The sequence below is a fragment of the Sanguibacter sp. TS_SC_8 genome, assembly GCF_055361235.1.
On the sequence record NZ_CM143955.1, the window covers coordinates 2,547,588 to 2,572,584 of the forward strand.

At 71.8% G+C, this 24,997-nt stretch carries 26 protein-coding genes; 15 read left to right on the forward strand and 11 right to left on the reverse strand.

Annotation, left to right across the window (positions count from 1 at the left end; genetic code table 11):
- Window positions 1–3 precede the first annotated feature (3 nt).
- The 3 genes from nadA to ACWA15_RS11595 all read left to right on the forward strand — a co-directional run bounded on the left by nadA (window position 4) and on the right by ACWA15_RS11595 (window position 2,461).
- Window positions 4–1,206, forward strand: coding sequence for a quinolinate synthase NadA (gene nadA, locus ACWA15_RS11585; RefSeq protein WP_464055397.1), 1,203 nt, complete (start codon window positions 4–6; stop codon window positions 1,204–1,206).
- A 76-nt stretch (window positions 1,207–1,282) separates the two neighbouring features.
- Window positions 1,283–1,882 carry a DJ-1/PfpI family protein gene (locus ACWA15_RS11590; protein WP_464055398.1) on the forward strand — a complete coding sequence of 200 codons (600 nt, stop codon included), beginning with the start codon at window positions 1,283–1,285 and terminating at the stop codon, window positions 1,880–1,882.
- Window positions 1,883–1,933: 51 nt separating this feature from the next.
- Entirely contained in the window at window positions 1,934–2,461 is a 528-nt protein-coding gene (locus tag ACWA15_RS11595; RefSeq protein ID WP_464055400.1) for an acyl-CoA thioesterase, read from the forward strand.
- Window positions 2,462–2,498: 37 nt separating this feature from the next.
- Here ACWA15_RS11595 and ACWA15_RS11600 read toward each other — a convergent pair whose 3' ends face one another.
- Window positions 2,499–3,845, reverse strand: a complete 1,347-nt coding sequence (locus ACWA15_RS11600) for a M20/M25/M40 family metallo-hydrolase (RefSeq protein ID WP_464055402.1) — start codon at window positions 3,843–3,845, stop codon at window positions 2,499–2,501.
- Between the two features lie 53 nt (window positions 3,846–3,898).
- Between ACWA15_RS11600 and ACWA15_RS11605 the strand changes: the two genes are divergently transcribed.
- Window positions 3,899–4,498 (forward strand): DUF3043 domain-containing protein, encoded by a 600-nt coding sequence (locus ACWA15_RS11605; protein ID WP_464055404.1) that lies wholly within the window; start codon window positions 3,899–3,901, stop codon window positions 4,496–4,498.
- A gap of 40 nt (window positions 4,499–4,538) precedes the next feature.
- On the forward strand, window positions 4,539–5,555 hold the full coding sequence (locus ACWA15_RS11610; RefSeq protein ID WP_464055406.1) for an aldo/keto reductase family protein: 1,017 nt from the start codon (window positions 4,539–4,541) through the stop codon (window positions 5,553–5,555).
- A 60-nt stretch (window positions 5,556–5,615) separates the two neighbouring features.
- Here the strand turns inward: ACWA15_RS11610 and ACWA15_RS11615 are convergent, their stop codons facing one another.
- On the reverse strand, window positions 5,616–6,431 hold the full coding sequence (locus ACWA15_RS11615; protein ID WP_464055407.1) for an NAD(P)H-binding protein: 816 nt from the start codon (window positions 6,429–6,431) through the stop codon (window positions 5,616–5,618).
- Window positions 6,432–6,580: 149 nt separating this feature from the next.
- On the opposite strand from ACWA15_RS11615, the gene ACWA15_RS11620 reads away from it, so the two are divergent.
- On the forward strand, window positions 6,581–7,555 hold the full coding sequence (locus ACWA15_RS11620; protein WP_464055409.1) for an AraC family transcriptional regulator: 975 nt from the start codon (window positions 6,581–6,583) through the stop codon (window positions 7,553–7,555).
- Between the two features lie 4 nt (window positions 7,556–7,559).
- On the opposite strand, the gene ACWA15_RS11625 is transcribed toward ACWA15_RS11620, so the two are convergent.
- The 4 genes from ACWA15_RS11625 to ACWA15_RS11640 are packed head-to-tail and all read right to left on the reverse strand — an operon-like array spanning window position 7,560 to window position 9,623.
- Complete coding sequence (locus ACWA15_RS11625; protein WP_464055411.1) at window positions 7,560–7,775, reverse strand: hypothetical protein; 216 nt, start codon at window positions 7,773–7,775, stop codon at window positions 7,560–7,562.
- Complete coding sequence (locus ACWA15_RS11630; protein WP_464055413.1) at window positions 7,772–8,800, reverse strand: quinone-dependent dihydroorotate dehydrogenase; 1,029 nt, start codon at window positions 8,798–8,800, stop codon at window positions 7,772–7,774. The genes ACWA15_RS11625 and ACWA15_RS11630 overlap by 4 nt, the downstream gene beginning before the upstream one ends.
- Window positions 8,797–9,264: a hypothetical protein gene (locus ACWA15_RS11635; RefSeq protein WP_464055415.1), complete on the reverse strand. Its 468-nt coding sequence runs from the start codon at window positions 9,262–9,264 to the stop codon at window positions 8,797–8,799. The genes ACWA15_RS11630 and ACWA15_RS11635 overlap by 4 nt, the downstream gene beginning before the upstream one ends.
- Window positions 9,261–9,623, reverse strand: coding sequence for a hypothetical protein (locus tag ACWA15_RS11640; protein ID WP_464055416.1), 363 nt, complete (start codon window positions 9,621–9,623; stop codon window positions 9,261–9,263). Before ACWA15_RS11640 ends, ACWA15_RS11635 begins: the two co-directional genes overlap by 4 nt.
- 81 nt (window positions 9,624–9,704) lie before the next feature.
- Here ACWA15_RS11640 and ACWA15_RS11645 point away from each other — a divergent pair, with 81 nt between their 5' ends.
- Window positions 9,705–11,186: a leucyl aminopeptidase gene (locus ACWA15_RS11645; RefSeq protein ID WP_464055418.1), complete on the forward strand. Its 1,482-nt coding sequence runs from the start codon at window positions 9,705–9,707 to the stop codon at window positions 11,184–11,186.
- A 32-nt stretch (window positions 11,187–11,218) separates the two neighbouring features.
- Here the strand turns inward: ACWA15_RS11645 and ACWA15_RS11650 are convergent, their stop codons facing one another.
- Window positions 11,219–11,554, reverse strand: coding sequence for an oxidoreductase (locus tag ACWA15_RS11650; protein WP_464055420.1), 336 nt, complete (start codon window positions 11,552–11,554; stop codon window positions 11,219–11,221).
- Between the two features lie 166 nt (window positions 11,555–11,720).
- Here ACWA15_RS11650 and lpdA point away from each other — a divergent pair, with 166 nt between their 5' ends.
- The 3 genes from lpdA to ACWA15_RS11665 all read left to right on the forward strand — a co-directional run bounded on the left by lpdA (window position 11,721) and on the right by ACWA15_RS11665 (window position 15,948).
- Entirely contained in the window at window positions 11,721–13,106 is a 1,386-nt protein-coding gene (gene lpdA, locus ACWA15_RS11655; protein ID WP_464055422.1) for a dihydrolipoyl dehydrogenase, read from the forward strand.
- A gap of 29 nt (window positions 13,107–13,135) precedes the next feature.
- Window positions 13,136–14,902, forward strand: a complete 1,767-nt coding sequence (gene sucB / locus ACWA15_RS11660; RefSeq protein WP_464055424.1) for a 2-oxoglutarate dehydrogenase, E2 component, dihydrolipoamide succinyltransferase — start codon at window positions 13,136–13,138, stop codon at window positions 14,900–14,902.
- 119 nt (window positions 14,903–15,021) lie between these two features.
- Window positions 15,022–15,948, forward strand: coding sequence for a TIGR01777 family oxidoreductase (locus ACWA15_RS11665; protein ID WP_464055425.1), 927 nt, complete (start codon window positions 15,022–15,024; stop codon window positions 15,946–15,948).
- A gap of 24 nt (window positions 15,949–15,972) precedes the next feature.
- Here ACWA15_RS11665 and ACWA15_RS11670 read toward each other — a convergent pair whose 3' ends face one another.
- The 3 genes from ACWA15_RS11670 to ACWA15_RS11680 form a co-directional block, all read right to left on the reverse strand.
- The gene (locus ACWA15_RS11670) at window positions 15,973–17,328 is read right to left on the reverse strand and encodes a hypothetical protein (protein ID WP_464055426.1); all 1,356 of its coding nucleotides are present in this window, start codon (window positions 17,326–17,328) and stop codon (window positions 15,973–15,975) included.
- An 85-nt stretch (window positions 17,329–17,413) separates the two neighbouring features.
- Window positions 17,414–18,478: a Gfo/Idh/MocA family protein gene (locus tag ACWA15_RS11675; RefSeq protein WP_464055427.1), complete on the reverse strand. Its 1,065-nt coding sequence runs from the start codon at window positions 18,476–18,478 to the stop codon at window positions 17,414–17,416.
- A complete protein-coding gene (locus ACWA15_RS11680; protein ID WP_464055428.1) occupies window positions 18,475–20,721 on the reverse strand; it encodes an MMPL family transporter in 2,247 nt (748 codons plus the stop codon). Before ACWA15_RS11680 ends, ACWA15_RS11675 begins: the two co-directional genes overlap by 4 nt.
- A gap of 64 nt (window positions 20,722–20,785) precedes the next feature.
- On the opposite strand from ACWA15_RS11680, the gene ACWA15_RS11685 reads away from it, so the two are divergent.
- From ACWA15_RS11685 to ACWA15_RS11705, 5 genes are all read left to right on the forward strand, one after another.
- The gene (locus ACWA15_RS11685) at window positions 20,786–21,229 is read left to right on the forward strand and encodes a MarR family winged helix-turn-helix transcriptional regulator (protein WP_464055430.1); all 444 of its coding nucleotides are present in this window, start codon (window positions 20,786–20,788) and stop codon (window positions 21,227–21,229) included.
- 4 nt (window positions 21,230–21,233) lie between these two features.
- Window positions 21,234–21,926, forward strand: a complete 693-nt coding sequence (gene lipB, locus ACWA15_RS11690) for a lipoyl(octanoyl) transferase LipB (RefSeq protein ID WP_464055432.1) — start codon at window positions 21,234–21,236, stop codon at window positions 21,924–21,926.
- 33 nt (window positions 21,927–21,959) lie between these two features.
- The gene (lipA, locus tag ACWA15_RS11695) at window positions 21,960–22,961 is read left to right on the forward strand and encodes a lipoyl synthase (protein WP_464055433.1); all 1,002 of its coding nucleotides are present in this window, start codon (window positions 21,960–21,962) and stop codon (window positions 22,959–22,961) included.
- 48 nt (window positions 22,962–23,009) lie between these two features.
- Window positions 23,010–23,753, forward strand: a complete 744-nt coding sequence (locus tag ACWA15_RS11700; RefSeq protein WP_464055434.1) for a DUF4191 domain-containing protein — start codon at window positions 23,010–23,012, stop codon at window positions 23,751–23,753.
- A gap of 90 nt (window positions 23,754–23,843) precedes the next feature.
- Complete coding sequence (locus ACWA15_RS11705; protein ID WP_464055435.1) at window positions 23,844–24,470, forward strand: class I SAM-dependent methyltransferase; 627 nt, start codon at window positions 23,844–23,846, stop codon at window positions 24,468–24,470.
- Here ACWA15_RS11705 and ACWA15_RS11710 read toward each other — a convergent pair.
- Window positions 24,454–24,894, reverse strand: coding sequence for an RDD family protein (locus ACWA15_RS11710; RefSeq protein WP_464055437.1), 441 nt, complete (start codon window positions 24,892–24,894; stop codon window positions 24,454–24,456). The genes ACWA15_RS11705 and ACWA15_RS11710 overlap by 17 nt on opposite strands.
- Window positions 24,895–24,997: the final 103 nt, after the last annotated feature.

A 24,997-nucleotide genomic window follows, 5' to 3' on the forward strand; every position in this document is an offset into this window, starting at 1 on the left:
CCGGTGAGCACACTGTTGAACTCGTCCTTCACCGAACCGTCCGCCTCACCGGCGCTGCTGCTCCTGGGACAGAACAAAGACCTGTCGTCCGAGCGGGGCGTGGAGTGCACCGGCGACCTTCCCGCAGCGAGCGATCCCGACCTGGTCGCCCGGGCCCGGGTGGCGCGCGCCGCCCTGGGCGACCGCGCGTTCATCCTCGGCCACCACTACCAGCGCGACGAGGTCATCGACTTCGCCGACGTCACCGGCGACTCCTTCAAGCTCGCGCGGGAGGCCGCGGCCCGGCCCGAGGCCGAGTTCATCATCTTCTGCGGTGTGCACTTCATGGCCGAGAGCGCCGACATCCTCACCACCGACGCCCAGCAGGTCATCCTCCCCGACCTCGCCGCCGGCTGCTCGATGGCCGACATGGCCGCGATCGACCAGGTCGAGGAGTGCTGGGACGTGCTCACCGACGCCGGGATCGCCGACATCACCCTCCCGGTCACGTACATGAACTCGACCGCCGCGATCAAGGCGTTCACCGGACGCCACGCCGGGACCGTGTGCACCTCCTCCAACGCCGAGGTGGCACTGCGGTGGGCCTTCGACCAGGTGGGCGGGGTCGAGGGGACCGGCAAGGTCCTCTTCATGCCCGACCAGCACCTGGGGCGCAACACCGCGATGATCAAGCTCGGCTTCACCGCGGCGGACTGCGTCGTCTTCGACCCGCGCAAGCCCGGCGGCGGGTTGACCACCGAGGAGCTGCGCGACGCCCGGATGATCCTGTGGCGCGGGCACTGCTCGGTGCACGGCCGGTTCTCCGAGCGCAACGTCACCGACATCCGCGCCGCGGTCCCCGGGATCAACGTCCTGGTCCACCCCGAGTGCAAGAACGAGGTCGTCGCCGCGGCCGACTTCGTCGGATCGACCGAGTACATCATCACGATGCTCAAGAACGCCGAGCCGGGGTCCTCGTGGGCCATCGGCACCGAGCTCAACCTTGTCCGCCGGGTCGCCGCGGCCCACCCGGACAAGAACGTGCACTACCTCGACTCCACGGTGTGCTTCTGCTCGACGATGAACCGGATCGACCTGCCGCACCTCGTGTGGATCATGGAGTCCCTCGTCGCCGGACGCGTGACCAACCAGATCGTCGTCGACAGCGACGACGCCCACTGGGCCCGGGTCGCCCTCGACCAGATGCTCGCGCTCCCCGGACTCTGAGCGGTACGTTGGGACGTGAGGGGCGGTCCGCCGACCGACGTGAGCCGCCCCCGGACGCGTGACCCCGGGAGGCTTCGTGAGCACGGAACGACCCCTCCGTCTCGGCGTGTACGTCTTCGACGGCGCCGACGAGCTCGACGTGGTCGGCCCCTACACGGTGCTCACCTGCTGGGCGGAAGCGGCCAGCTCCCGGCCCGACGTCGTCACGTTCTCCGACGACGGCGCGGGTGTGCGCCTGGCCGGTGGCCTGCTCATGGTCCCTGACGTGGCCGGCGACGAGCTCGGGGCGCTGCACGTGCTGCTCTACCCCGGCGGGCCCGGCGCCCTCCTCCGGATGAGCAGCTCCGAGCACCTCGCCTGGGTCCGTGACCAGCGCGCCACCGTGCCTCTCATCGTCGGGGTGTCCTCCGGGGCGCTGGTCCTGGCCGCGGCGGGGCTGCTCGCCGGGCGCGCGTGCACGACCCACCCGGGGAGCCTCGACCTGCTCGCCACGACCGAGCCGAGCGCGCTGGTGGACACCCGCGCGCGCTTCGTCGACGACGGGGACCTCATCACGACCGCGGGGTCCGTCGCGGGCCTGGACGCCGCGCTGCGACTCGTCGCCCGCCTGGACAGCCGGGCAGCCGCCGAGACCACGGCCCGGACGCTGGACTACACCCCGCCACCGTCCTGGTGAGAGGCCCGCGCACCCGGCGGCCCCCGGAGCTACTCGTAGTAACGTGATGCGGTGACCCGTCAGATCCAGCTTGCCCTGGCCACCTTCCGCCCCCGTCGCCCGATCCCGGGGCACTCGATCCTCGACCCGTCGGTGACCCGCACCCGGGTCCGACCGGGCGACCTCGACATCTACCTGCACATGAACAACGCGGTGTACCTCAATCTCATGGACGCCGCCCGCAGCAACCTCATCGCCGACTGCGGCGGCTCGAAGCCGCTAGGCGAGCGCGGCTGGTACCCGGTGGTGGCGGCCTCGACGATGACGTACAAGCGATCCCTCACCCTGTTCCAGCCGGTCGAGGTGACCAGCCGGGTGCTGGGCTGGGACCCGCGGGTCGTCTACCTCGAGCAGGTCATCACCAGCCGTGGGAGGCTGTCCGCCCGCGGCCTGGTGGCGGGCCGGTTCCTGGCCAAGGACGGGTCCCGGGTCCCCGCCCCGGAGGTCGCCGCCCTGCTGGGCGGCCACCTCACCAGCCCCGTCCTGCCCGACGACGTCGATGCTTGGGCACGCGCGGTCGACGTCGCGCACCGCACCTGAACCACCGGCGGGCGGGGTGGGCCCTGACCAGCCAGGGTCAGCCCTGCTCAGCCAGCGCGGCGAGCAGCAGCGCCTCGGCCAGGACGACCTTCTCCAGCTCGCCCAGGTGCACCGACTCGTTCGCGCCGTGCGCCCGGGAGTCGGGGTCTTCCACCCCCGTGACGAGGATCGCGGCGTCCGGGAACACCTCGAGCAGGTCGGCGATGAACGGGATGGACCCGCCGATACCGATGTCGACCGGGGGCGTGCCCCAGGCCTGCTCGAAGGCGGCCCGGGCGGCCCGCATGGCAGCGGAGTCCACCGGCGCCTGGAAGGGGCGGCCCAGCTCGCCGTCGCGCACCACGACCTGCGCGCCGAAGGGCGCATGGGACTCCAGGTGCGTGCGCAGCGCGGCCAGCGCTGCGGCCGGGTCCTGCCCGGCGGCGATCCGCAGCGAGAGCTTCGCGGTGGCCTTGGGGGTGATGGTGTTCGAGGACAGGGCGACGCTGGGGGCGTCGAAGCCGATGACCGACAGCGCCGGCCGGGTCCACAGGCGCGCCGAGATCGGCCCGGTGCCGGCGAGCACGACAGAGTCCAGGACCCCGGAGTCGGCGCGGAAGTCCGCCTCGTCGTAGTCGACCGAGGGGTCCGGGGCGTGGGCGAGGCCGGCGACCGCGACGTCGCCGGCGTCGTCGTGCAGCGTGGCGATGAGCCGGGAGAGCAGGGTGATCGCGTCCAGGACCGGGCCGCCGAACATGCCGGAGTGGACCGCGTGGCACCCGGTCGTGAGCTCGACCTCGCAGTCGACCAGCCCGCGCAGGGAGGTGGTCAGGCCCGGGACGCCGACCTTCCAGTTGGCGGAGTCGGCCACGACGATGACGTCGGCGCGCAGCAGCTCGGTGTGGGTGGCGAGGAAGTCGGCGAAGAACGGCGAGCCGATCTCCTCCTCGCCCTCGACGAAGACCGTCACCCCGACGGCGAGGTCCTCCCCCAGGGTCCGCAGCGCACCCAGGTGCGCGATGATCCCGGCCTTGTCGTCGGCCGCGCCGCGCCCGTAGAGGCGGCCCTCGCGCTCGACCGGGAGGAAGGGGTCGCTCGCCCAGTCGGCCAGGTCTCCGGGCGGCTGGACGTCGTGGTGGGCGTAGAGCAGGACCGTCGGGGCGCCCGCGGGTGCCGCGCGACGGGCGATGACCGCGGGGCGGCTGCCGCCGGCGGTGAGGATCTGGACGTCGTCGAGCCCGGCGCCGCGCAGCAGCTCGGCCACCGCCTCGGCGCTGATCGTCACCTGAGACTGGTCGAAGGCGGGCGCGGAGACGCTGGGGATGCGGACCAGAGCCTCCAGGTCGTCCCGCAGGGCGGGGAAGAGCTGGCTGACACGGGCGCGGAGGTCGAGAGGATCGCTCATCCCAGCACCGTATCGCGCTCCGGGTGACCCTCGCCGTCGATTAGCATGGGCTTGTGTTCTCACGGAAGAAGTCCTCAGACGTCGAATCCGCTGTCGACCCGATCGCCGCCGCCGCGGCGATCGAGCAGCCGAGCAGCAAGGGGCGCCCCACGCCCAAGCGGAAGGTCTCCGAGGCCGCGAACAAGCGCCCGCTGGTCCCGGACGACCGCCGCGCCGCGGCGAAGGCCGCCCGGGCCAAGCAGAAGGAGTCCCGCGACCTGGAGTACCAGGCGATGAAGTCCGGGGACGAGAAGAACCTGCCCCCGCGCGACCGCGGAGCCCTGCGCCGCTACGTCCGTGACTACGTCGACGCTCGCCGCAACGTCGCCGAGTACTTCCTCTTCGTCGCCGCGTTCTTCCTCATGATGACCTTCGTCGCCAACCAGGCGCCCGGCCTCGCGCTGGTGGCCATCCTCGCGGTCTACATCGTCGTGCTCGTCGCGATCATCGACTCCGCGATCATGTGGCGGATGCTCAAGAAGCGCCTCGTGGCGAAGTTCGGCGCGGCCGCCGTGATCCGCGGGACGCTGATGTACGCGGTCATGCGCGCCTTCCAGATCCGCCGGGCCCGCCTGCCCAAGCCGATGGTCAAGCACGGCCAGTACCCGTCCTGACCCCGCAGGTCGCCGCCGGAGTCGCGGTTAGAGTGGACCGATGGTCAACTATCGATACCTCGGCAACTCCGGTCTGAAGATCTCCGAGATCACCTACGGCAACTGGCTCACCCACGGCTCGCAGGTCGAGAACGAGACCGCGACGAAGTGCGTGCACGCCGCCCTCGACGCGGGCATCACGAGCTTCGACACCGCGGACGTCTACGCGAACACGAAGGCCGAGCAGGTGCTGGGCGACGCCCTCAAGGGGCAGCGCCGGGCGGGCCTGGAGATCTTCACGAAGGTCTACTGGCCGACCGGTCCGGGCGGCCCCAACGACACGGGCCTGTCCCGCAAGCACATCATGGAGTCCATCAACGGCTCCCTGACCCGGTTGGGCACCGACTACGTCGACCTGTACCAGGCGCACCGCTACGACACCGAGACGCCGCTCGAGGAGACGATGCAGGCCTTCGCCGACATCGTGCGCCAGGGCAAGGCCCTCTACATCGGGGTGAGCGAGTGGACGGCCGAGCAGATCCGGGCCGGGCACGCCCTGTCCACCGAGCTCGGCTTCCAGCTCATCGCCTCCCAGCCGCAGTACTCCATGCTGTGGCGGGTCATCGAGGACGAGGTCGTCCCCACCTCCGCCGAGCTGGGCATCTCCCAGATCGTCTGGTCCCCGGTCGCCCAGGGCGTCCTCACCGGCAAGTACACCCCCGGGGCGACGCTGCCCGAGGGCTCGCGCGCGACCGACACCAAGGGCGGCGGCGCCACCTTCATCAAGCGCTTCCTGCGCGACGACGTGCTCGAGCGGGTGCAGCAGCTCACCCCGGTCGCTCAGGAGCTGGACCTGTCCCTCGCCCAGCTCGCGGTCGCCTGGGTGCTGCAGAACCCCAACGTCGCCGCCGCGCTCATCGGGGCCTCGCACCCTGAGCAGGTCGCCGAGAACGTCAAGGCGTCCGGCGTCGTCATCCCGGCCGAGCTGCTCACCCGGATCGACACGATCCTCGGTGGCGTCGTCGAGCGCGACCCGGCCAAGACGGCCGAGGGCGCCCCGGCCTCTCGACCGGTCTGAGGTGTGCAGAGGTGCCCGACGCCGCGGCGTCGGGCACCTCTGTGCGTGGTGGCCCCGGCGCTACCCGGCCGCCTCGGCGAGGACGTCCCGCAGCGACCGCGGCGGGCGCCCCAGCGCCTCGAGCACCCCGTCGGTGAGGCTCTCGTTGCGTCCGTCGAACACCTCCCGGCACAGGTCGGTCAGCATGTCCGCCGCCTCCGGACCGAACTCCGCCGTGATCGCCGCGTGGAACTCGTCGAGCTCGACGGGCAGGTAGGCCACGGGGCGCCCCGAGGACTCCGTGAGCAGCTCGGCGGCGTCGGCGAATCCGAGCAGCTCGGGACCGGTCACCTCGTAGACCCGGCCCGCGTGCCCGTCGCCGGTGAGCGCCGCGACCGCGACGTCGGCGATGTCATCGACGTCGACGAAAGGTTCGCGCCGGTCACCGGCCGGGATGGCGACGTACCCGGCGGCCACCGACGCGGCGAGCATCCCTTCGGTGAAGTTCTGGCTGAACCAGGACGCGCGCACGATCGTGGACGGGATGGCCGACCCGCGCACGATGTCCTCGGCGGCGCGGGCCCCGTCCTCCCCGCGCCCGGAGAGCAGGACGACGCGCTCGACCCCCGCTGAGCGCGCGACGTCGACCAGGCCCCGGATCGCGCCGGCGGAGCCGGCGACGGCGAGGTCGGGGACGAACGCGATGTACAGACGCCCGACCCCGTCGAGCGCGGCGGGCCAGTCCTGGGGGCGGGTCCAGTCGAAGGCCGGGGTGGTCGCGCGGGACAGCCGTCGCACGGAGTGCCCGTCCCGTTCGAGCCGGTCCGCGATCCGGCTGCCGGTCTTGCCGGTGGCGCCGATGACGGCGATGGTCTGGGTGGTCAGCTGGGTGTCCATGAGAGCCTCCTCCGCCGGGAGGTCCGTCCTCACCGGCATCTCCAGCATCGAGCGGCTCAGCCGGAGCGACAATCTCCGCAGCACCACGTCTCTGTGCTGATCGTCCAGACCTGGCGACGAACGGCATGTCGGCATGGGATCGTGGACGCATGGTCAATCCACGCGGCGTCGTCGGGGAACCCGATCCCCTGGGCGATGCGCTGCACATGCTCCATCTGACGGGTGCGCTGTACTGCCGGGCGGACGCCACCGCACCGTGGGCGGTCGAGCTGCCTGCCCTTCCCGGCTTTCTCACGCTCCCGGTCGTCCTGTCCGGGTCCTGCGTGCTCGAGGTCGACGGGACGCACTACCCGCTGACGGCCGGGAGCGCCGCGCTGCTCACCCGCGGTCGCACCCACATCATGTTCAGCGACGAGAGCGCACCGACCGTGCCGCTCTTCGATCTGCCCGCCGACCAGGTCAGCGACCGCTACGAACGGATGCGGTTCGGCGGTGGCGGCGCGCCGACCCGGGTCGCCTACGCCGTGCTGCGCACGGATGACGTCCTCACCCGTCGGCTGGTCGCCGAGCTGCCGGACGTGATCGTGGTCGACGGGTGGGCCGACGACGAGGCGAGTGCGTTCAGTGCGGTCCTTCGCCTGCTCGCGCGCGAGGCGACGACGACCCTGCCCGGCGGGGAGACGATGATGACCCGCCTCGCGGACGTCCTCGTGGTCCAGGTGATCCGGTGGTGGTTGACGCACGGGCGGGTGCCGGAGCACGGATGGCTCACGGCGCTCGGCGACCACCACGTGGGACGCGCCCTCGCGCGCATGCACGCCGACGCCGCGCGCAGCTGGACGATCGCCGAGCTCGCCGCCGACGTCAACCTGTCCCGGTCCGCGTTCGCGGAGAGGTTCATGGCGCTCGTCGGCACCCCTCCGATGGCCTATCTGGCGAGCTGGCGCCTCGAGCAGGCCCGCGCGGAGCTCGTGCGGACCGACCTGCCGATCGCGACGGTGTCCTCCCGGGTCGGCTACGGGTCGGAGGCGGCCTTCAGCCGTGCCTTCAAACGCCACCACGGCATGACCCCGGGCCAGGCCCGCCGCACACCGCAGCCAGAGTCCGCGCTCCGCCGGCCCTGATCCGTCACCCCACCTGGGTCGAGAGCACCACCGGCGGGGCGGCCGGCGCCCCGGAGTGCAGCACCACGGCGCTGGTCACGCTCGCGGCGGAGAGCTCGCGCCAGGTCTGGCCGAGCCACTGCTCGGCGTCGTACTGGTTGGTGAAGACGGGGCTCACCGGCTCGGTCAGGACCGACCCGGATGCATCGCGGTACTCCCACAGCCACTGGGGAGGGATCATCGGCTGAGCTCCTTGTTGATCCGAGCGGCCCAGAACGGGCCCTCGTAGATGAATGCCGTGTACCCCTGCGTGAGGTTCGCGCCGGCGTCGAGGTAGGCACGGGCGTCGGCCGGGGTGGTGATCCCCCCGACTCCGATGATCACAGGGCCTTCCCCCAGGCGCGCGCGCAGGCGGCGCACGACGTCCAGCCCGCGGGGCAGCAGCGGCCGGCCGGAGAGCCCACCCTCGCCGAGGTCGTGTCTGATCGTCGTGTTCACCGCGACCACGCCGTCCAGGCCCAGCTCGAGGGCGAGGTCGGCGACCGCGTCGACGTCGTCGTCGGCCAGGTCGGGGGCGATCTTGACGAGCAACGGGATCCGCGGCCGCCCGGCAGCCTCGGTCGCGCGGTCGGCCGCCTCGCGGACGGCGACGAGGATGGGACGCAGCGCGTCGACGGACTGCAGGTCCCGCAGACCCGGGGTGTTCGGGGAGGAGACGTTGACCACGAGGTAGTCGGCCCACGGGGCGAGGAGGCTGGCGCTCGTCGCGTAGTCACCGGCAGCCTCTGCGGCGGGGGTGACCTTCGTCTTGCCGATGTTCGCCCCCACGAAGATCGCCCGGCCGGACGTCGTCGCGCGCAGCACGCGCAGCCGGTCGGCGGCCGCCGCGGCGCCCTCGTTGTTGAAGCCCATCCGGTTGCGCACCCCGCCGAGCGGGATCTCACGCCACATCCGCGGCTTCTCGTTGCCCGGCTGGGGGTGGGCGGTCACGGTCCCGATCTCGATGAAGCCGAAGCCGAGCATCGTCAGGCCGCGGACCGCCTCGGCGTTCTTGTCGAAGCCTCCCGCCAGGCCGAAGGGCGCCGGGACCCGGCGGCCGAAGACCGTGACGCCGCCCTCGCGCAGGTACGGGGCGAGCGCGCCCTGGATGATCCCGCTGAGCACCGGGATCCGCCCGACCACCGAGATCAGCCGGAAGACGAGGGCGTGCGCCTGCTCCGGGTCCATCCGGGCGAAGAACGTGCTGAAGACGAAGCGGTAGATCATGAGGGTGCCGGGCTCCTTGGAGATGGGGGTGGGACGGAGGTGGTGGATCGCGGGCCGGCGCCGCGGGTGCGCCACAGCCAGGTGAGGCCGACGACCGGCAGGACGAGCGGGACGTAGCCGTAGCCCTGACCGAAGGAGGACCACACCGTGCTCTCGGGGAACGCGTCGGCGTCGACGATCGTGGCGATCCCGACCGCGAGCACGCCGACCAGCTCGAAGGAGCAGGCGACCCAGGCCACGGTGCGCCACCCCGGCCCGGTGCGGGCCAGCGCGATCGTGGCGACGATGTAGACGATCCCCGCGAGCAGCGACAGCGCGTAGGCGAGCGGGGCCTGGTCGCCGTGCGCGAGGAGCTGGTAGAGGGCCCGCACGGTCGCGGCGAGGGCGAGGATCGCGTAGACGAGGACGAGCAGCCGCCCGAAGCCGGCGTTCGTGGGGGCGGGTCCAGGGGTCACGAGGCTCATCCTGTCCGGGTCCAGATCTGCACGAGCCGCCATTCCAGGAACACCACCGTGACCGCCGCGACGGCCATGACGACCGAGCTCCACCGGGTCCGCTCGGCGAAGGCCCAGGCGGCCGCGAAGGGCAGGATGATGAGGACGGTCACGAGGTAGCCCCAGAACTCCCCGACCGCGATGTCGTGGTCCCCCGTCCACAGCATCCACGCGGCCACGAGCACCTGGATCCCCAGCAGCGCCTCGACGACGGCGCCGCCCCAGAGCTGGCGCAGGACGACCGCGCGGTCCGTGATCACGAACCACACCGCCCACGCCGCCTGGGCGGTCGCCGCGGCCATGATGAGGTAGGTCAGGGGTGCGAGCACAGGCACGAGATTACCGCTCGGCGGGGCCGGGAGTGCGCGAGGTCCCCTGGTCGGACGCGGCGGCGGGGATATCATCGACCTGTGACAATCCTCTCCTTCACCAGCAAAGACCTGTCCAGCCTCACCACGGACGCGCTCGTCATCGGCGTCGCGGCGACCCCGGCGGGTCCCGCGCTCAGCCCGAGCGACGCCCTCCCCGAAGCTGTCCGCAAGAACATCGACCTCACCCTGCTGGGCGTGACCGGCGCCCCGGACACCGTCACCCGGATCCCGGGTGGGACCGGGATGAACGCCAAGATCATCGTGCTGACCGGGCTCGGCGCCCTCGCGTCCCTCACCCCCGAGGCGCTGCGCCGCGCGGCCGGCGCCGCCACCCGCACCCTGGGCGGTGTGGGCTCGGCGGTCATCGCACTGCCCGCCGCCGAGGAGCACGACGTCGCGGCGGTCGCCGAGGGCGCCCTGCTCGGGGCCTACGCCTTCCGCACCTACCGCACCGGCGACGCGGCGACGGCCGGCACCCCGCTGACCTCCGTCACCATCGCGACCCCGCTGGCCGGCCAGACCCGCGTCAAGGCCGCCGGTGAGCGGGCCCGCGTCGTCGCGGCCGCCGTGCACGCCACCCGTGACCTGGTCAACACCGCGCCCAACGACCTGTTCCCCGCGGCCTTCGCCGAGATCGCCAAGGCCGCCGCCAAGAGCACCAGCGTCAAGGTCACCGTCCTCGACGAGAAGGCCCTCACGGCCGGCGGCTACGGCGGCCTGCTCGGCGTGGGCCTCGGCTCGACCCGCGGACCGCGCCTGGTCAAGCTGTCCTACTCCCCCGCCCGCCCGTCCGCGAAGGTCGCGCTCGTGGGTAAGGGCATCACCTTCGACTCGGGCGGCATCTCGATCAAGCCTGCCAAGGGCATGGAGGCGATGAAGTCGGACATGGCCGGTGCGGCCGCCGTCCTGCACACCGTGCTCGCCGCCGCCAAGCTGGGCCTGCCGGTCGCCGTGACCGGGTGGCTCTGCCTCGCCGAGAACATGCCCTCAGGCACCGCGCAACGGCCCTCCGACGTCATCACCGTCCGGGGCGGCACCACCGTGGAGGTCCTCAACACCGACGCCGAGGGCCGGCTCGTCCTCGCTGACGGTCTCGTCGCCGCAGGCGAGGAGAAGCCCGACGTCATGCTCGACATCGCCACCCTGACCGGCGCGCAGATGGTCGCCCTGGGCACCCGTGTCTCGGCGGTCATGGGATCCGACGACGTGCGCGCGGCGGTCACCGCCGCCGCCGGTGCGTCCGGTGAGCAGTTCTGGCCGATGCCGCTGCCCACTGAGCTGCGCGCGAGCATGGACTCCGCCGTCGCCGACATCGCCAACATCGGGGACCGCTTCGGCGGGATGCTCGTGGCGGGGCTGTTCCTCAAGGAGTTCACCGGCGAGACGCCGTGGGCTCACCTGGACATCGCCGGGCCGTCCTTCAACGAGGGGTCCGCCCACGGGTACACCCCGGTCGGCGGCACCGGAGTCGGTGTCCGCACGATGCTCGGCTACCTGGAGACCTTCACCGCGAAGAAGTAGGGACGCGGACCGGCTCCGCCCAGCCCAGGCGCTCAGCGCTTGCGCTGGGCGGAGTTCCAGTCGCGCATGCGCTGGGGGTAGCCGGTGAAGTTCACGTCGTAGACCGGGATGGACAGCTCGGCGGCGATCCTGCGGGCCGCGACCGCGTCCGGGACCCGACGCCGGGTCCACTCCCCATCAGCGGCGATGAGGAGGATCGTGGTCGGCTGGTCGACCGCGGGCGGTTCGATGTAGGCCTCGACGCTCACCCGCGTGCGGGTGAACTCGGCGAGATGCTCCTGGGTCTCCCGGCGGCGCGCCCCAGACCCCGAGGGCGCGCCGGCGGGCTGGGTCGAACGTCGCCTGAACAACTGAGACAGTCGAGACATGGGGGCAGAATACATCGTCCCCCTGCGTGTTTCCTGGGCCTCTGCGACGGGATGTCTCGAGCATCACACCGACAACGCGCCCATACGGCACACTTGTACTTTGGACCGGGCCACCTTGATGACAAGATGGGCAGGTACCAAACCCATTGCGCCTAAGGAGTTGCACGTGGCCGAGACCCCCGGCACCGATTTCGACATCGTCGTCCTGGGCGGAGGCAGCGGAGGTTACGCCACCGCACTGCGCGCCGCTCAGCTCGGCTCGAAGGTCGCCCTCATCGAGACGGACAAGCTTGGCGGGACGTGCCTGCACTACGGCTGCGTACCGACCAAGGCCCTGCTGCACGCCGCCGAGCTTGCCGACAACGCCCGCGACGGTAGCCACTTCGGCGTCCTGTCCGAGTTCAAGGGCATCGACATGGCGGGGGTGAACAGCTACAAGGACGGCGTCGTCTCCGGTCTGTACAAGGGCCTGCAGGGACTCATCAAGTCCCGCGCCATCACCGTCTTCGAGGGCTGGGGCACGCTCGTCGCCCAGGACACCATCGAGGTCGGGGGCCAGCGGATCACCGGACGCAACATCGTCCTGGCGACCGGCTCGTACTCCCGCTCGCTGCCCGGCCTGGAGATCGGCGGCCGGGTCCTGACGTCGGAGCAGGCGCTCACGCTCACCTACGTCCCCCAGTCCGTCATCGTGCTCGGCGGCGGTGTCATCGGCTCGGAGTTCGCGAGCGTCTGGCGCTCCTTCGGCGCCGACGTGACCATCGTCGAAGCCCTGCCGCACCTGGTCCCCAACGAGGACGTGGCGCTGAGCAAGGCGCTCGAGCGCGCGTTCCGCAAGCGTGGCATCGCCTTCAACCTCGGTGACCGGTTCTCCGGCGTCACCCAGGACGACTCCGGCGTGCACGTCACCCTCGAGTCGGGCAAGACCTTCGACGCGGACCTCCTCCTCGTCGCCGTCGGCCGTGGAGCTCGCACCGCTGACCTGGGCTTCGAGGCCCAGGGCATCACCATCGACCGCGGCTTCGTCATCACCGACGACAAGCTGCACACCGGCGTGGGCAACATCTGGGCCGTGGGCGACATCGTCCCCGGGCTCCAGCTCGCCCACCGCGGCTTCGCCCAGGGCATCTTCGTCGCCGAGCAGATCCTCGGGCTCAACCCGGCTCCCATCGTCGAGTCCGGCATCCCGCGCGTGACGTACTCCGACCCCGAGATCGCCTCGGTCGGACTGACCGAGGCCAAGGCCAAGGAGCAGTACGGCGACGACTCGGTCGAGACCCTCGAGTACAACCTCGCCGGCAACGGCAAGAGCAAGATCCTCGCGACCCAGGGCTTCATCAAGCTCGTCCGTCAGAAGGACGGCCCCGTCGTCGGCGTCCACATGATCGGCGCGCGCGTCGGTGAGCTCATCGGAGAGGGCCAGCTCATCGTGAACTGGGAGGCCTACCCCGAGGATGTCGCCGCACTCGTCCACGCACACCCCACTCAGAACGAGGCACTCGGAGAGGCTTTCCTGGCTCTGGCCGGCAAGCCCCTGCACGCCCACAACTGACCAAGCGATCGAAGGAGACCGGACAGGTCATGTCAGACAACGTGCAGATGCCCGCACTGGGCGAATCAGTCACCGAAGGCACCGTCACCCGCTGGCTCAAGGCCATCGGCGAGACGGTCGAGCTTGACGAGCCCTTGCTCGAGGTCTCGACCGACAAGGTCGACACCGAGATCCCGTCGCCGTTCGCCGGCGTGCTCGAGCAGATCCTGGTCGAGGAGGACGAGACCGTCGAGGTCGGCGCCACCCTCGCCGTGATCGGATCGGGTGCCGGCTCGGCCCCCGAGGAGCCCGCGGCACCCGCGGCCGAGGCACCGGCCGAGGCGGCTCCCGCTGCTGAGGAGCCTGCAGCCGAGGCACCGGCAGCCGAGGAGCCTGCAGCTCCCGAGGCGCCCGCCGCTCCCGAGGCGGCTCCGGCCGCTCCGGCCGGCGACGGCGAAGAGATCAAGCTGCCCGCGCTCGGTGAGTCCGTCACCGAGGGCACCGTCACCCGCTGGCTCAAGCAGGTCGGCGAGTCCGTCGAGGTCGACGAGCCGCTGCTCGAGGTCTCGACCGACAAGGTCGACACGGAGGTCCCCTCCCCTGTGGCGGGAATCGTCCAGCAGATCCTCGTCCAGGAGGACGAGACGGTCACCGTCGGCACCGTCCTGGCGATCATCGGCTCGGACGCCCCCGCCGCTGCTCCGGCCGCGGCACCGGCACCCGCTGCGGAGCCGGCACCCGCCGCAGCACCGGCACCTGCCGCTCCGGCACCCGCCGCAGCACCCGCTGCTCCGGCACCCGCCGCAGCTGCCGCTCCGGCACCCGCCGCAGCTGCCCCTGCCCCCGCGGTCACCGCTGCTGGTGGCGGCTCGTACCTGACTCCGCTCGTGCGCAAGCTCGCCTCGGAGAAGGGCATCGACGTCTCCACCCTCGTCGGTAGCGGAGTCGGCGGACGCGTCCGCAAGGAGGACGTCCTCGAGGCCGCCGCCAAGGCCGCTGAAGCAGCCGAGGCGGCCAAGGCCGCTGCGGCTCCTGCGCCCACGGCACCCGCTGCACCCGCAGCGGCTCCGGCCCGTGCGAGCGTCCCGCCGGTGTCCCCGCTCCGCGGGACCACCGAGAAGGCCAGCCGCCTGCGCAAGATCATCGCCGAGCGCATGGTCGACGCCCTGCACTCCCAGGCGCAGCTGACGACCGTCGTCGAGGTCGACGTCACTCGCGTGGCGCGTCTGCGCACGCAGGCGAAGGACGGCTTCAAGGCTCGTGAAGGCGTGAACCTCACGTTCCTGCCGTTCTTCACGCTGGCCGCGATCGAGGCGCTCAAGGCACACCCGAAGGTCAACGGCGTGCTCGAGGGCGACACGATCACCTACCACGCGCAGGAGAACGTCGGCATCGCCGTCGACACCGAGCGTGGCCTCCTGGTTCCGGTCATCCGCGATGCGGGCGACCTCAACCTGGCCGGGATCGCCCGCAAGATCGCCGACCTGGCGACGCGCACCCGGGGGAACAAGGTCTCACCCGACGAGCTCAGCGGCGGGACGTTCACGATCACGAACACCGGGTCCGGTGGGGCGCTCATCGACACCCCGATCGTCCCCGGTGGCACGTCCGCGATCCTGGCGACCGGCACGATCGTCAAGCGTCCGGCCGTGGTCAAGGACGCCGACGGCGCCGAGGTCATCGCGATCCGCTCGATCTGCTACCTGTCGCTGTCCTACGACCACCGCCTGGTGGACGGCGCCGACGCGTCGCGCTACCTGATGGCCATCAAGAACCGCATCGAAGAGGGTGCGTTCGAGTCCGAGGTCGGTCTCTGACCCGGTAGGACCTCACAGCAGCAAAGCAGCAAAGAGAGCCCGCGACCCCCGGTCGCGGGCTCTCTGCGTGGGGCCCGGACGGTGGGGCCACCCGAGCCGAGCCGTGGCACGATGACACCATGACATCCCCACGCACGGTCGTCGTCGCAGGTGGCAGCGGCCTGGTCGGCTCAGCCCTGGTTCCGGCCCTCAAGGCGCACGGCTTCGTCGTGCGCCAGCTGGTGCGCCGCACCTCCCGCACCGACGACGAGATCACCTGGGACCCCGCGGCCGGGTTCCTCCCGGCCGGCACCCTCGACGACGTCGACGCCGTCATCAACCTCGCCGGGACCGGGGTGGGCGACCACCGCTGGACGAAGACTCACCGTGACCTCATCCGCAGCTCGCGGGTGAGCACGACCGACCTGCTCGCGCGGAAGCTGGCCGCGGCCCAGGACGCGCGCGATCCCTCCGACGCCTCACGCATCCAGCCCGTCCTCATCCAGTCCTCGGCGACCGGGTTCTACGGCGACCGCGGCGACGAGGTGCTCACCGAGACGTCCGAGCCGGGGCACGGGTTCCTCGCCGACGTCGTGCGGGAGTGGGAGGCCGCGGCTGAGCCTGCCCGCCAGGGGGGCGTGCGGGTGGTGACCATCCGCTCCGGGATCGTGCTCGCCCACGGCGGCGGCGCGCTGGGCAAGCTCCTGCCGTTGCTGCGCCTCGGGGTGGCCGGCCCGCTGGGCTCCGGCCGTCAGTTCTGGAGCTGGATCACCCTGGTCGACGAGGTCGCCGCGATCGTGCACCTGCTCGACGCCGACGTCAGCGGGCCGGTGAACCTCACCGCGCCGGCACCCTCCCGCAACAAGGACCTGACCCGGGCCCTGGGGGCCGCCTTCCACCGTCCGACCGTCCTGCGCGTGCCCGGCTTCGCCCTCAAGCTGGTGCTCGGCGGCTTCGCGGGCGAGATCCTCGGATCCCAGCGGGTGCACCCGGACGTCCTCGAGGCGTCGGGGTTCACCTACCAGCACCCCACGATCCATGCGGCCGCGGCCTGGCTGGCCGGCTGACACTGCCGACGACGGCGCTCCGCGTCAAGTGCCCGGCTCCACCTCGTTGACGGCCGCCACGAGCCACCCCGCCTCGGTGCGGACGAGGTCGAGGACCGCGGTCCTCGACCCACCGGCCGGGATCTCCTGCACACCGCCGCCGGTCGAGACCAGACGGTAGGCGCTGACCGCGAAGGTCACCTCGACCTGCGCGGTCGCGGGCGCCTGCGCCCGGACGACGGGCGGCTCGGTCTCGACGGACAGACCGGTGATCTGCGACCCGTCGGCCCGCAGCCGCGCGACCAGGTCGCTCGCCTGGGTGTGCGCGGCGGACCCGGGCAGGAGCACGTCCGCCCAGCGGTCCTCGGCCGGCGCGCTCCTGTTGGTCAGCGTCACCACCCGCTCCATCCGCGTGCGGGTGAGCCGGGTGGCCGCCGAGCCGGGGTCCTCGGCCGCCGGTTCCTCGATCGCCGCCGGTTCCTCGATCTCCACCGCGGAGGCCGGCGCGCCGGACGAGCGGTGCACGACGGCGGCGGCGCCCAGGCCCACCACCCCCGCGCACATCACGAGGACCACCACGGTGCGCGTGCCGCCGCGGAAGGCCTTGCGCCGGGGTGCGGGGCGGTCCAGGCTCCGACGGCCGTCACCCGTCCGCGGGGACGCGGCCGGCAGCGCGGCCACCTGCTCGAGCGGGACGAGCGGGAGGCACGGAGCCAGGTCGTGGCTGAGCGTGGCCAGGGTGCCGACCCCGGGGCGGTCGGCGGCATCCCCCATCGCACTGATGATGAGCCGGGCCAGCCCGCGCAGTCCCGGGGGTGGGTGCAGCGGAGCCCCCGGGCCGTGCACGTCCTCGATCACCGAGTCCGCGAGGGCAGCGAGGTGGTAGGCGTCCTCCTGCGGTGAGGAGGCCAGGGTCGGCGGCCGGGCCGGGTCCGGCTTGGGGACGGTGAGCACGACCCGTCCGTCGACGACGAGCACGTCCCGAGCCCCCATCGGACCGTACTCGACCCCCTGGGCGTGCAACCGGGCCAGCGTGCGCCCCAGGGTCACGAGGATGGTGCTCGTGTGCCCGGCGCCCAGCTTCCCCTCGGCCTCGACGAAGGTCTCGAGGGTCGAGGGTGCGGCGGGGGCCGTGAGGTAGCCGATCACGTCGTCCAGGTCGAGTGCGTCCACGAGCCGCTCGACGTCGGAGTCGATGATCGTGAACCATCGGGACAGGTGGGCGACGAAGGCCTCGCGCGCGCCGTCGGGCAGGGCCACCAGCTCGAGGTCGAACGGGTGCCCAGCGCCGTCGCGCACCCGCAACCGGCCCCGGACCGTGTCCTGTCCGGGCGTGGTATCGACCACGTACCCGGCCTCGGTGAGCCGGTCCTGCCGTTCGGGTGTGAGCTCGGCGTCCATGCCTCCATCACACCGCTCCGGTGCCCGCCGGTGCGGTTGTCCACAGGGCCGGAGTTACACAGGGCCGGGGCTGCACAGGGACGGGCTACACCCCGACGCGGGCGCCGGTGGTCGCGCTGGCGCGGGCAGCGTCCAGGACGCGGGCGGTGTGCACGGTGTCACGAGGGTCGACGGGCACCGGTGCGCCCTCGTGGAGCCATCGGGCGACCGCGGGGTAGAAGTCCTCGTGCCCCCCGTCGGCGCGCGGCACGAAGGTCCTCTCGGCCCCGCGCGCGATCCAGCCCTCGCTGCCGGCGGGCGCGCCGGAGTCCATCAACTCGAAGGGCGAGGCGTCGTTCTCGAAGGTGGTCACCACGTAGGCGCCCCTCGACCCGAGCACCCGGGTGCGCGGCCCGGGAGCACCCACGACCGAGGCGCCCCACAGGTGGCTCACCACCGCGCCCGGTCCGGCGTGGCGCAGCGAGAGGAAGACGTCGTCCTCGGTCGGGGTGGACAGCGCACGCAGCTCGGCGTACACGGACTCCACCGGCCCGAAGAGCTGGACCGCGGAGTCGACCAGGTGCGTGCCCAGGTCCAGCAGCAGTCCCCCACCCTCGGGGTCGTTCTCCTTCCACCGGTCCAGGGGCACCGGGCGGAACCGTTCCCAGCGCCTCTCGAAGCGGTGGACCTCACCGATCTCACCGGAGGCGAGCACGGCGCGCAGGGTGAGCTGCTCGGGGTCCCACCGCCGGTTCTGGAACACCGTGAACGGGACGGAGCCGGCGTCGGCCACCTCGACCAGGCGTTGGGCACCGCTCGAGGAGAGTGCGATCGGCTTGTCGAGGAGCAGCGGCACGCCCGCCCCGAGCACGAGGGCCGCGTGCTCCTCGTGCAGCGGGGTGGGGCTGGCCAGCACCACGAGGTCGTAGGCATCGCGGGCATCGAGCAGCTCGTCCAGGTCGTCGACGAGGACCACCCCTGGCCAGTCGGCCTGCGCCTGCGCCCGACGCTCGGGCGAGCGCGTGACCACGACGGTGACGGCGAACCCCGCGGCACGGACGAGGCGGGCGTGGATGCCGCGCCCGGCTCCCCCGTAGCCGACCAGTCCGACGCGCAGGCCGGCTCCTGTCGGTGGCCGGTGGTTGGCGGGTGGCACGGGTGAGGTCGTCATACCCCCACGGTATCGGTCACCTGGGCGGCCGGCTCTGGGGCTCCACGGTCGAGCTTGGACGGCCACCACACCGCCCCGCCGATGTCGTGCACGAGGGCCGGGACCAGCAGCGACCGCACGATGATCGTGTCCACGAGCACCCCGAAGGCCACGATGAAGGCCAGCTGGGCGAGGAAGATCAGCGGGATGATGCCCAGGGCGGCGAAGGTGGCGGCGAGCACCACCCCGGCCGAGGTGATGACGGACCCGGTCACGGTGAGGCCCCGCGTCACCCCGTCCCGGGTGCCGTGGGTGAGCGTCTCCTCCCGGACCCTCGTCATGAGGAAGATCGTGTAGTCGACGCCGAGGGCCACGAGGAAGCAGAAGGCGTAGAGCGGAACGGTCGGGTCGGCGCCTTCGAAGCCGAAGATGTGGTTGAACACGAGCGCCGAGACACCCAGGGCGGCGCCGAAGGAGAGCACGTTCGCGGCCATGAGGAGCACCGCGGAGAGCACGGAGCGCAGCAGCAGCATGAGGATGACGAGGATCACCGCGAGCACCACCGGGACGATCACCTGGAGGTCGCGGGTACCGGCCCGCTGGGTGTCCAGGCTCTCGGCCGCCGCGCCGCCCACGAGGGCGTCGGGTGAGACGGCGTGGACGACCTCGCGCAGGTCCGCGACGGTCTCCACACCGGCCTGGGTGTCGGCCGCGGCCGCCGTCGACACGTCGATGCGCACGGACCCATCAATGACGGTGGGCGGGCTCTGGGAGGGAGCGCCGGGCTGCCCCTGCCCGCTGTCCGCGGTGATCGGTGCGGCGCTCACCACTCCGTCGACCGTGAGCGCCGCGGCGACGACCGCGTCGAGGTCGGCTTCGGGGGCGATCACGGTGGCGGGCTGGACGTTCCCGGCGTCGAAGTGCGCCGCGAGGACCTTCTCGCCGTCCACGGAGTCGACCTGGGTGAGGAAGACCGAGGACTGGCTCGTGCCGGAGGCGTTGAGGGTGGGGACGAACGCCGCGCACGCCGCGAGGGCCAGGGCGGTGATGACCCACACCCGGCGGTCGTAGCGGGCCACGAAGGCGGCGGTGCGTGCCCACAGCCCGGTGGTCGGGATCGTGTCGGTCGAGACCGCCCTCTGCTCGGGCGACTGCAGGTGGGGCACCTTCGGCCAGAACGCCCCGCGGGAGCGGCGTCCGCCGATGAGCAGCATGGCCGGCAGGAGGGTGAGGGCAGCGAGGACGGCCGCGACGATGCCGATCGCGGCGACCGGGCCGAGGCTGCGGTTGGAGGCGAGGTCGGAGAGCAGGAGGCAGAGCAGCCCGGCGATGACGGTGCCCGCGCTGGCGAGGACAGGCTCGATCGAGGCGCGCACGGACCGGCGCATCGCCGTCGCGGGGTGGGCGACCCGGGTGAGCTCTTCGCGGTACCGGGCGACGATGAAGAGGGAGTAGTCGACCGACGCTCCGACGACGAGGATCGACAAGATCCCCTGGGACTGGCCGTTGAGCACGAGGGTGCCCGCGGCCGCGAGCTGGTAGACGACGAGGCCGGCCAGGCTGAGCGCGAAGACCGCGGTGAGGATGACGACGAAGGGCAGGATCGGCGACCGGTAGACAAATCCCAGGATGACGAGCACCGCGACGAGCGCGACGAGCAGCAGCACGGTGTCGATCCCACCGAACGCGACCACGAGGTCGGCGACGAAGCCGGCGGGTCCGGTCACCCAGATGTTGAGGTCCGCGCCGCTGAGGTCTGCGGCGAGCGCCGCGCGCAGTGCCTCCACGACGGTCGGGGTGAGGCTCTCGCCGTCGGCCAGCGGCTCCTCGGCGAGGGCGGAGTCGAGGGAGAACGTGATGAGCGCGGCTTCGCCGTCCTCGGACGGCACGACGACGGACGGCCCGGTGAGGGTGTCCCCGATGGTCTGCGGGTCCCCGGCGCCGGCGCCCGGTACGGGGATCGCGGCGATCGTCTCGGTGAAGGCGGCCACCGCGGCCAGCTGGTCCGGGGTGAGCGCTCCCCCGTTCGCAGACGTGACGACGACCAGGCCGGGCAGCGACTCGTTCGAGACGAACCCTGCCGCGAGCTCGGCGGCCCGCGTCGACTCCGCGCTCGAGGGCAGCGACGCCGCGGCGTCGTTGGTCTGGACGGAGCTCAGCTTGCCCTGGGCTTGTCCACCGACGGCGGCGATGCCCAACCAGATCCCGAGGACTGCAAGAATGACCAGTCCACGAATGACTCCCGACGCTCTTTTGCTCAGCATGCTGAGTATTGTTGATGACATCGCGTCGTGATGCAACCCCGACCGCACGGCACCAGGAGGTGACATGGCCGACGATCCCGCGACCTGGCCGACCGGGCGCCTGCTGTCCCACGTCGCCCGCGGCCTGGAGCGGGGGTGGAACACCCACCTCGAGGCGTGGGACCTCAACCACGCCAGCCTGCCCGTCCTGCTCGCCCTCCTCGGCAACAACCACTCCCAGCGCGAGCTCGCCGCTGCCTCCTCGGTCACCGAGCAGACCATGAGCAGGATCCTGGAACGCCTCGAGCGCCTGGGGTACGTCACCCGCGTGTCGGACGACGACGACGCCCGACGCCGCGTGGTCCACCTCACCACCGCCGGCCGAACTGCGGCCCTCGCCGCAGCCCAACCCGAGGTCGGGGACCGCATCGCCCACAACGGGCTCACCCCCGAGCAGGTGACCCAGCTCCGGGAGATCCTGCTGGCGATGGTCACCGCGAACACGGCCGATCCGCACGGGTTAGCCTGACCGGATGGAGTTCCAGTCACTCGATCTCGGCACGGCGCTGGCGGACTACGCCGAGACGTGGGCGCTGCAGCGTGAGATCCACGAGCAGGTCAGTGCCGGCGCCCGACCCGACACCGTGCTCCTCGTCGAGCACGACTCCGTCTACACCGCAGGCCGGCGCACCCACGCGGCCGAGCGCCCCACCGACGGGCTGCCGGTCATCGACGTCGACCGCGGCGGCAAGATCACCTGGCACGGCCCCGGGCAGCTCGTCGCCTACCCGATCATCCACCTGCCCGACCCGATCGACGTCGTCGTCTATGTCCGGGCGCTCGAGGCGGCCGTCATCGACCTGTGCGCCGACCTCGGCCTGCGGGCCACCCGCGTCGAGGGCCGCTCCGGGGTGTGGTTCCCCGCGACGGCGCACCGGCGCGAGCGCAAGGTCTGCGCGATCGGGGTGCGGGTGGCCCGCGGGGTGACGATGCACGGACTGGCCCTCAACTGCGACCCGGACCTCACCCACTACGCGACCATCGTGCCGTGCGGGATCTCCGACGCGGACGTCACGACGCTCGCTGCCGAGCTCGGCCGCCCGTTCACGATCACCGACGCCGCACCGATGCTGCGCGCTCACCTCACCGACCGGCTCGCCGCGCTGTCGCCCACGTCACGTTCACAGACCGGTCAGATCACCCGGCCTGCCACCATGCTCGCGTAGGCTGACCGAAACTTTTACCCCTGGGAGACTCCCGTGACGATCGCACCCGAAGGCCGGCGCATGCTGCGGGTCGAGGCCCGCAACAGTACGACCCCCATCGAGAAGAAGCCCGAGTGGATCAAGACCCGGGCCACCATGGGTCCGGAGTACACCGAGCTCAAGGGCCTGGTGAAGAAGGAGGGGCTGCACACCGTCTGCGAAGAGGCAGGGTGCCCCAACATCTTCGAGTGCTGGGAGGACCGCGAGGCCACCTTCCTCATCGGCGGCGACCAGTGCACGCGGCGCTGCGACTTCTGCCAGATCGACACCGGCAAGCCCGCCGACTTCGACGCGGACGAGCCGCGCCGGGTCGGGGAGTCCGTCCTGGCGATGGGCCTGCGCTACTCCACCATCACCGGCGTCGCGCGCGACGACCTGCCCGACGGCGGGGCGTGGCTCTACGCCGAGACCGTCCGCCAGATCCACGCGCTCAACCCGGGCACCGGCGTCGAGCTCCTCATCCCGGACTTCAACGCGATCCCCGAGCTCCTCGACGTGGTCAACGAGTCCCGCCCCGAGGTCCTTGCGCACAACCTCGAGACCGTGCCGCGGATCTTCAAGGAGGTCCGCCCGGGCTTCCGCTACGACCGGTCGCTCTCGGTGCTGACCCGGGCCCGCGAGGCGGGCCTGGTCACCAAGTCGAACATCATCCTGGGCATGGGCGAGACGATCGAGGAGGCCAAGGAGACGCTGCAAGACATGCACGACGCCGGCTGCGACCTCATCACCATCACCCAGTACCTGCGCCCCTCGCTGCGCCACCACCCGGTGTCCCGGTGGGTGCGGCCCGAGGAGTTCGTCGAGCTCTCCGACGAGGCCGAGCGCATCGGGTTCCTCGGGGTCATGGCCGGTCCCCTGGTCCGCTCCTCCTACCGCGCCGGACGCCTGTGGGGTCAGGCCATGAAGCGCCGCGGCCTCGAGGTCCCGGCTGCGCTGGCCCACCTCACCGAACCCAAGAGCTCTCGCCAGGAGGCCAAGACGCTGCTCGCCCGCTGAGCGCGCCCTGCCCCGACCTGCCTCATCCGTCCCAGTAGACTGAGAACCATGGCCCGCAAGAACAGTGAAGCAACCGCCCCCGGCGTTGCCACCGGCGCTCAGGGCGCCCCCAAGCAGAAGAAGCCGAAGAAGACCCGCTGGTATCACCAGGTCTTCCAGGCCTACAAGATGACCTACGAGAGGGACCGCAAGGTCCCGTGGTTCATGCTCGCCGTCTTCGCGGCGATCATGGTCGTGGCGGTCGGCATCGGCCTCATCTGGGGCCAGGTCATCTACATGACAATCATCGGCCTGCCCTTCGGTCTGCTCGGTGCCATGTTCATCCTCGCCCGCCGCGCCGAGAAGGCCCAGTACGCCACCATCGAGGGTCAGCCAGGTGCCTCCCGGGCCGCGCTCGGCACGATCCGCCGCGGCTGGTCCTTCGACGACGAGCCCGTGGCCGTGGACCCCAAGACCCAGGACCTCGTGTTCCGCGGCCTCGGCCGGGCCGGCGTCCTGCTCGTCACCGAGGGTCCGCCCACCCGGGTGAAGAAGCTCATCGAGGCGGAGCAGCGCAAGCTCAACCGGGTGCTCTCGGGCGTCCCGGTCGTCGTCGTGCAGTGTGGCAAGGAGGAGGGCCAGGTGCCCGTCGCCAAGCTCGCCCGCCACGTGCAGAAGCTCAAGCCCAAGCTCACCAAGGCTGAGGTCGGCGAGGTCGGCAAGCGCCTCACGGCGCTGGGCCGGATGCGGATGCCGATCCCCAAGGGCGTCGACCCCAACCGTGCCCGCCCCGATCGCAAGGGCATGCGCTGACCCGACTCCCCCGCAGTCCCTCCGGTCGCTCACGACCGGGGGGACTTGTGCGTTATCGACGGCAATAGCGTTTTCGACTAGTATCTGCCTATGTCCCCGCGCCGTGACGACCCGCTCTGGAACCACAACACCCACTACCACCCCGACGCGCTGCGGCTCGTGACGCCCACGACCCGCTCCGCCCTGGACGTCGGGTGCGGGGAAGGGCTGCTGACGCGCCAGCTGCACGCGGCCGGGGTCTCCAGGGTCGTCGGCGTCGACGTGGACGCCGACCAGATCGACCTGGCGACGGCCGCGCGCCCGTCCGAGACCGTGGGATACCTGCTGGGCGACGTCATGGACCTGGATCTGGGCGCCCGCTTCGATCTGGTGACCTGCTACGCGGCGCTGCACCACCTCGGTCTCGAGGCCGGCCTCAGCCGCCTCGCCGAGCTCACCGCGCCCGGCGGGAGCCTCCTGGTCGTCGGTCTCACCCGCCGGTCCACCCAGCCCGTGGATGCCGCCTGGGACCTCGCGCGCCTGCTCGGCATCCTGCTCAGCAGCCGGCGTCACCCCTCGCTGTGGGAGCACGGAGCGCCCGTCGCCGAGCCCGAGGAGACCCACGACGAGCTGCGTCGTGCGGCGTCGACGATCACGCCCGGAGCGGTGATCCGACGTCGGCTCTACTGGCGCTACTCGCTCGTGTGGCGCAAGCCCGGGGTCAGAGCCGGACGATGACCGTGCTGGCCGCGCGGTCGTGCATGCCGCGGCCGTCGCCGTCCCAGATGACGGCCGGGATGACCAGGCACAGCAGGACGGTGCGGATCGCCCCGCGAAGGAGGCCGACCACGGGGACGCCGCCGGCCTCGGGACGGACGCGGAGACCGAAGATCCGGTGGCCGATCGTGTACCCCAGGCTCGAGACGAGCACGAAGGTCTCCACCGCGAAGATGGCCAGGGTGGCCATCGGGTGATAGTCGAAGAACGCGAAGCTCACCACGCTGGCGATCAGCCAGTCGAAGGCCAGCGCCGCGATCCGCCGACCCGTCGGAGCGAACGACCCCGGGCCGCGGGCGGGCAGCCCGAGCCGCTGCCCGCGGTAGCTGCCACCCCCCTGAGGTGCGCCTTCGAGCCAGGATCCAACCTCGTCACGTGATGCCACCCGTCAACAATACGTGCCCCGGGGGCGTCCATCGCAGTATGGTCGAGGCTAGTCATGGCGCGTCCCGACATCAGAACGTCACACCCGGACGTGCTTCGTAACA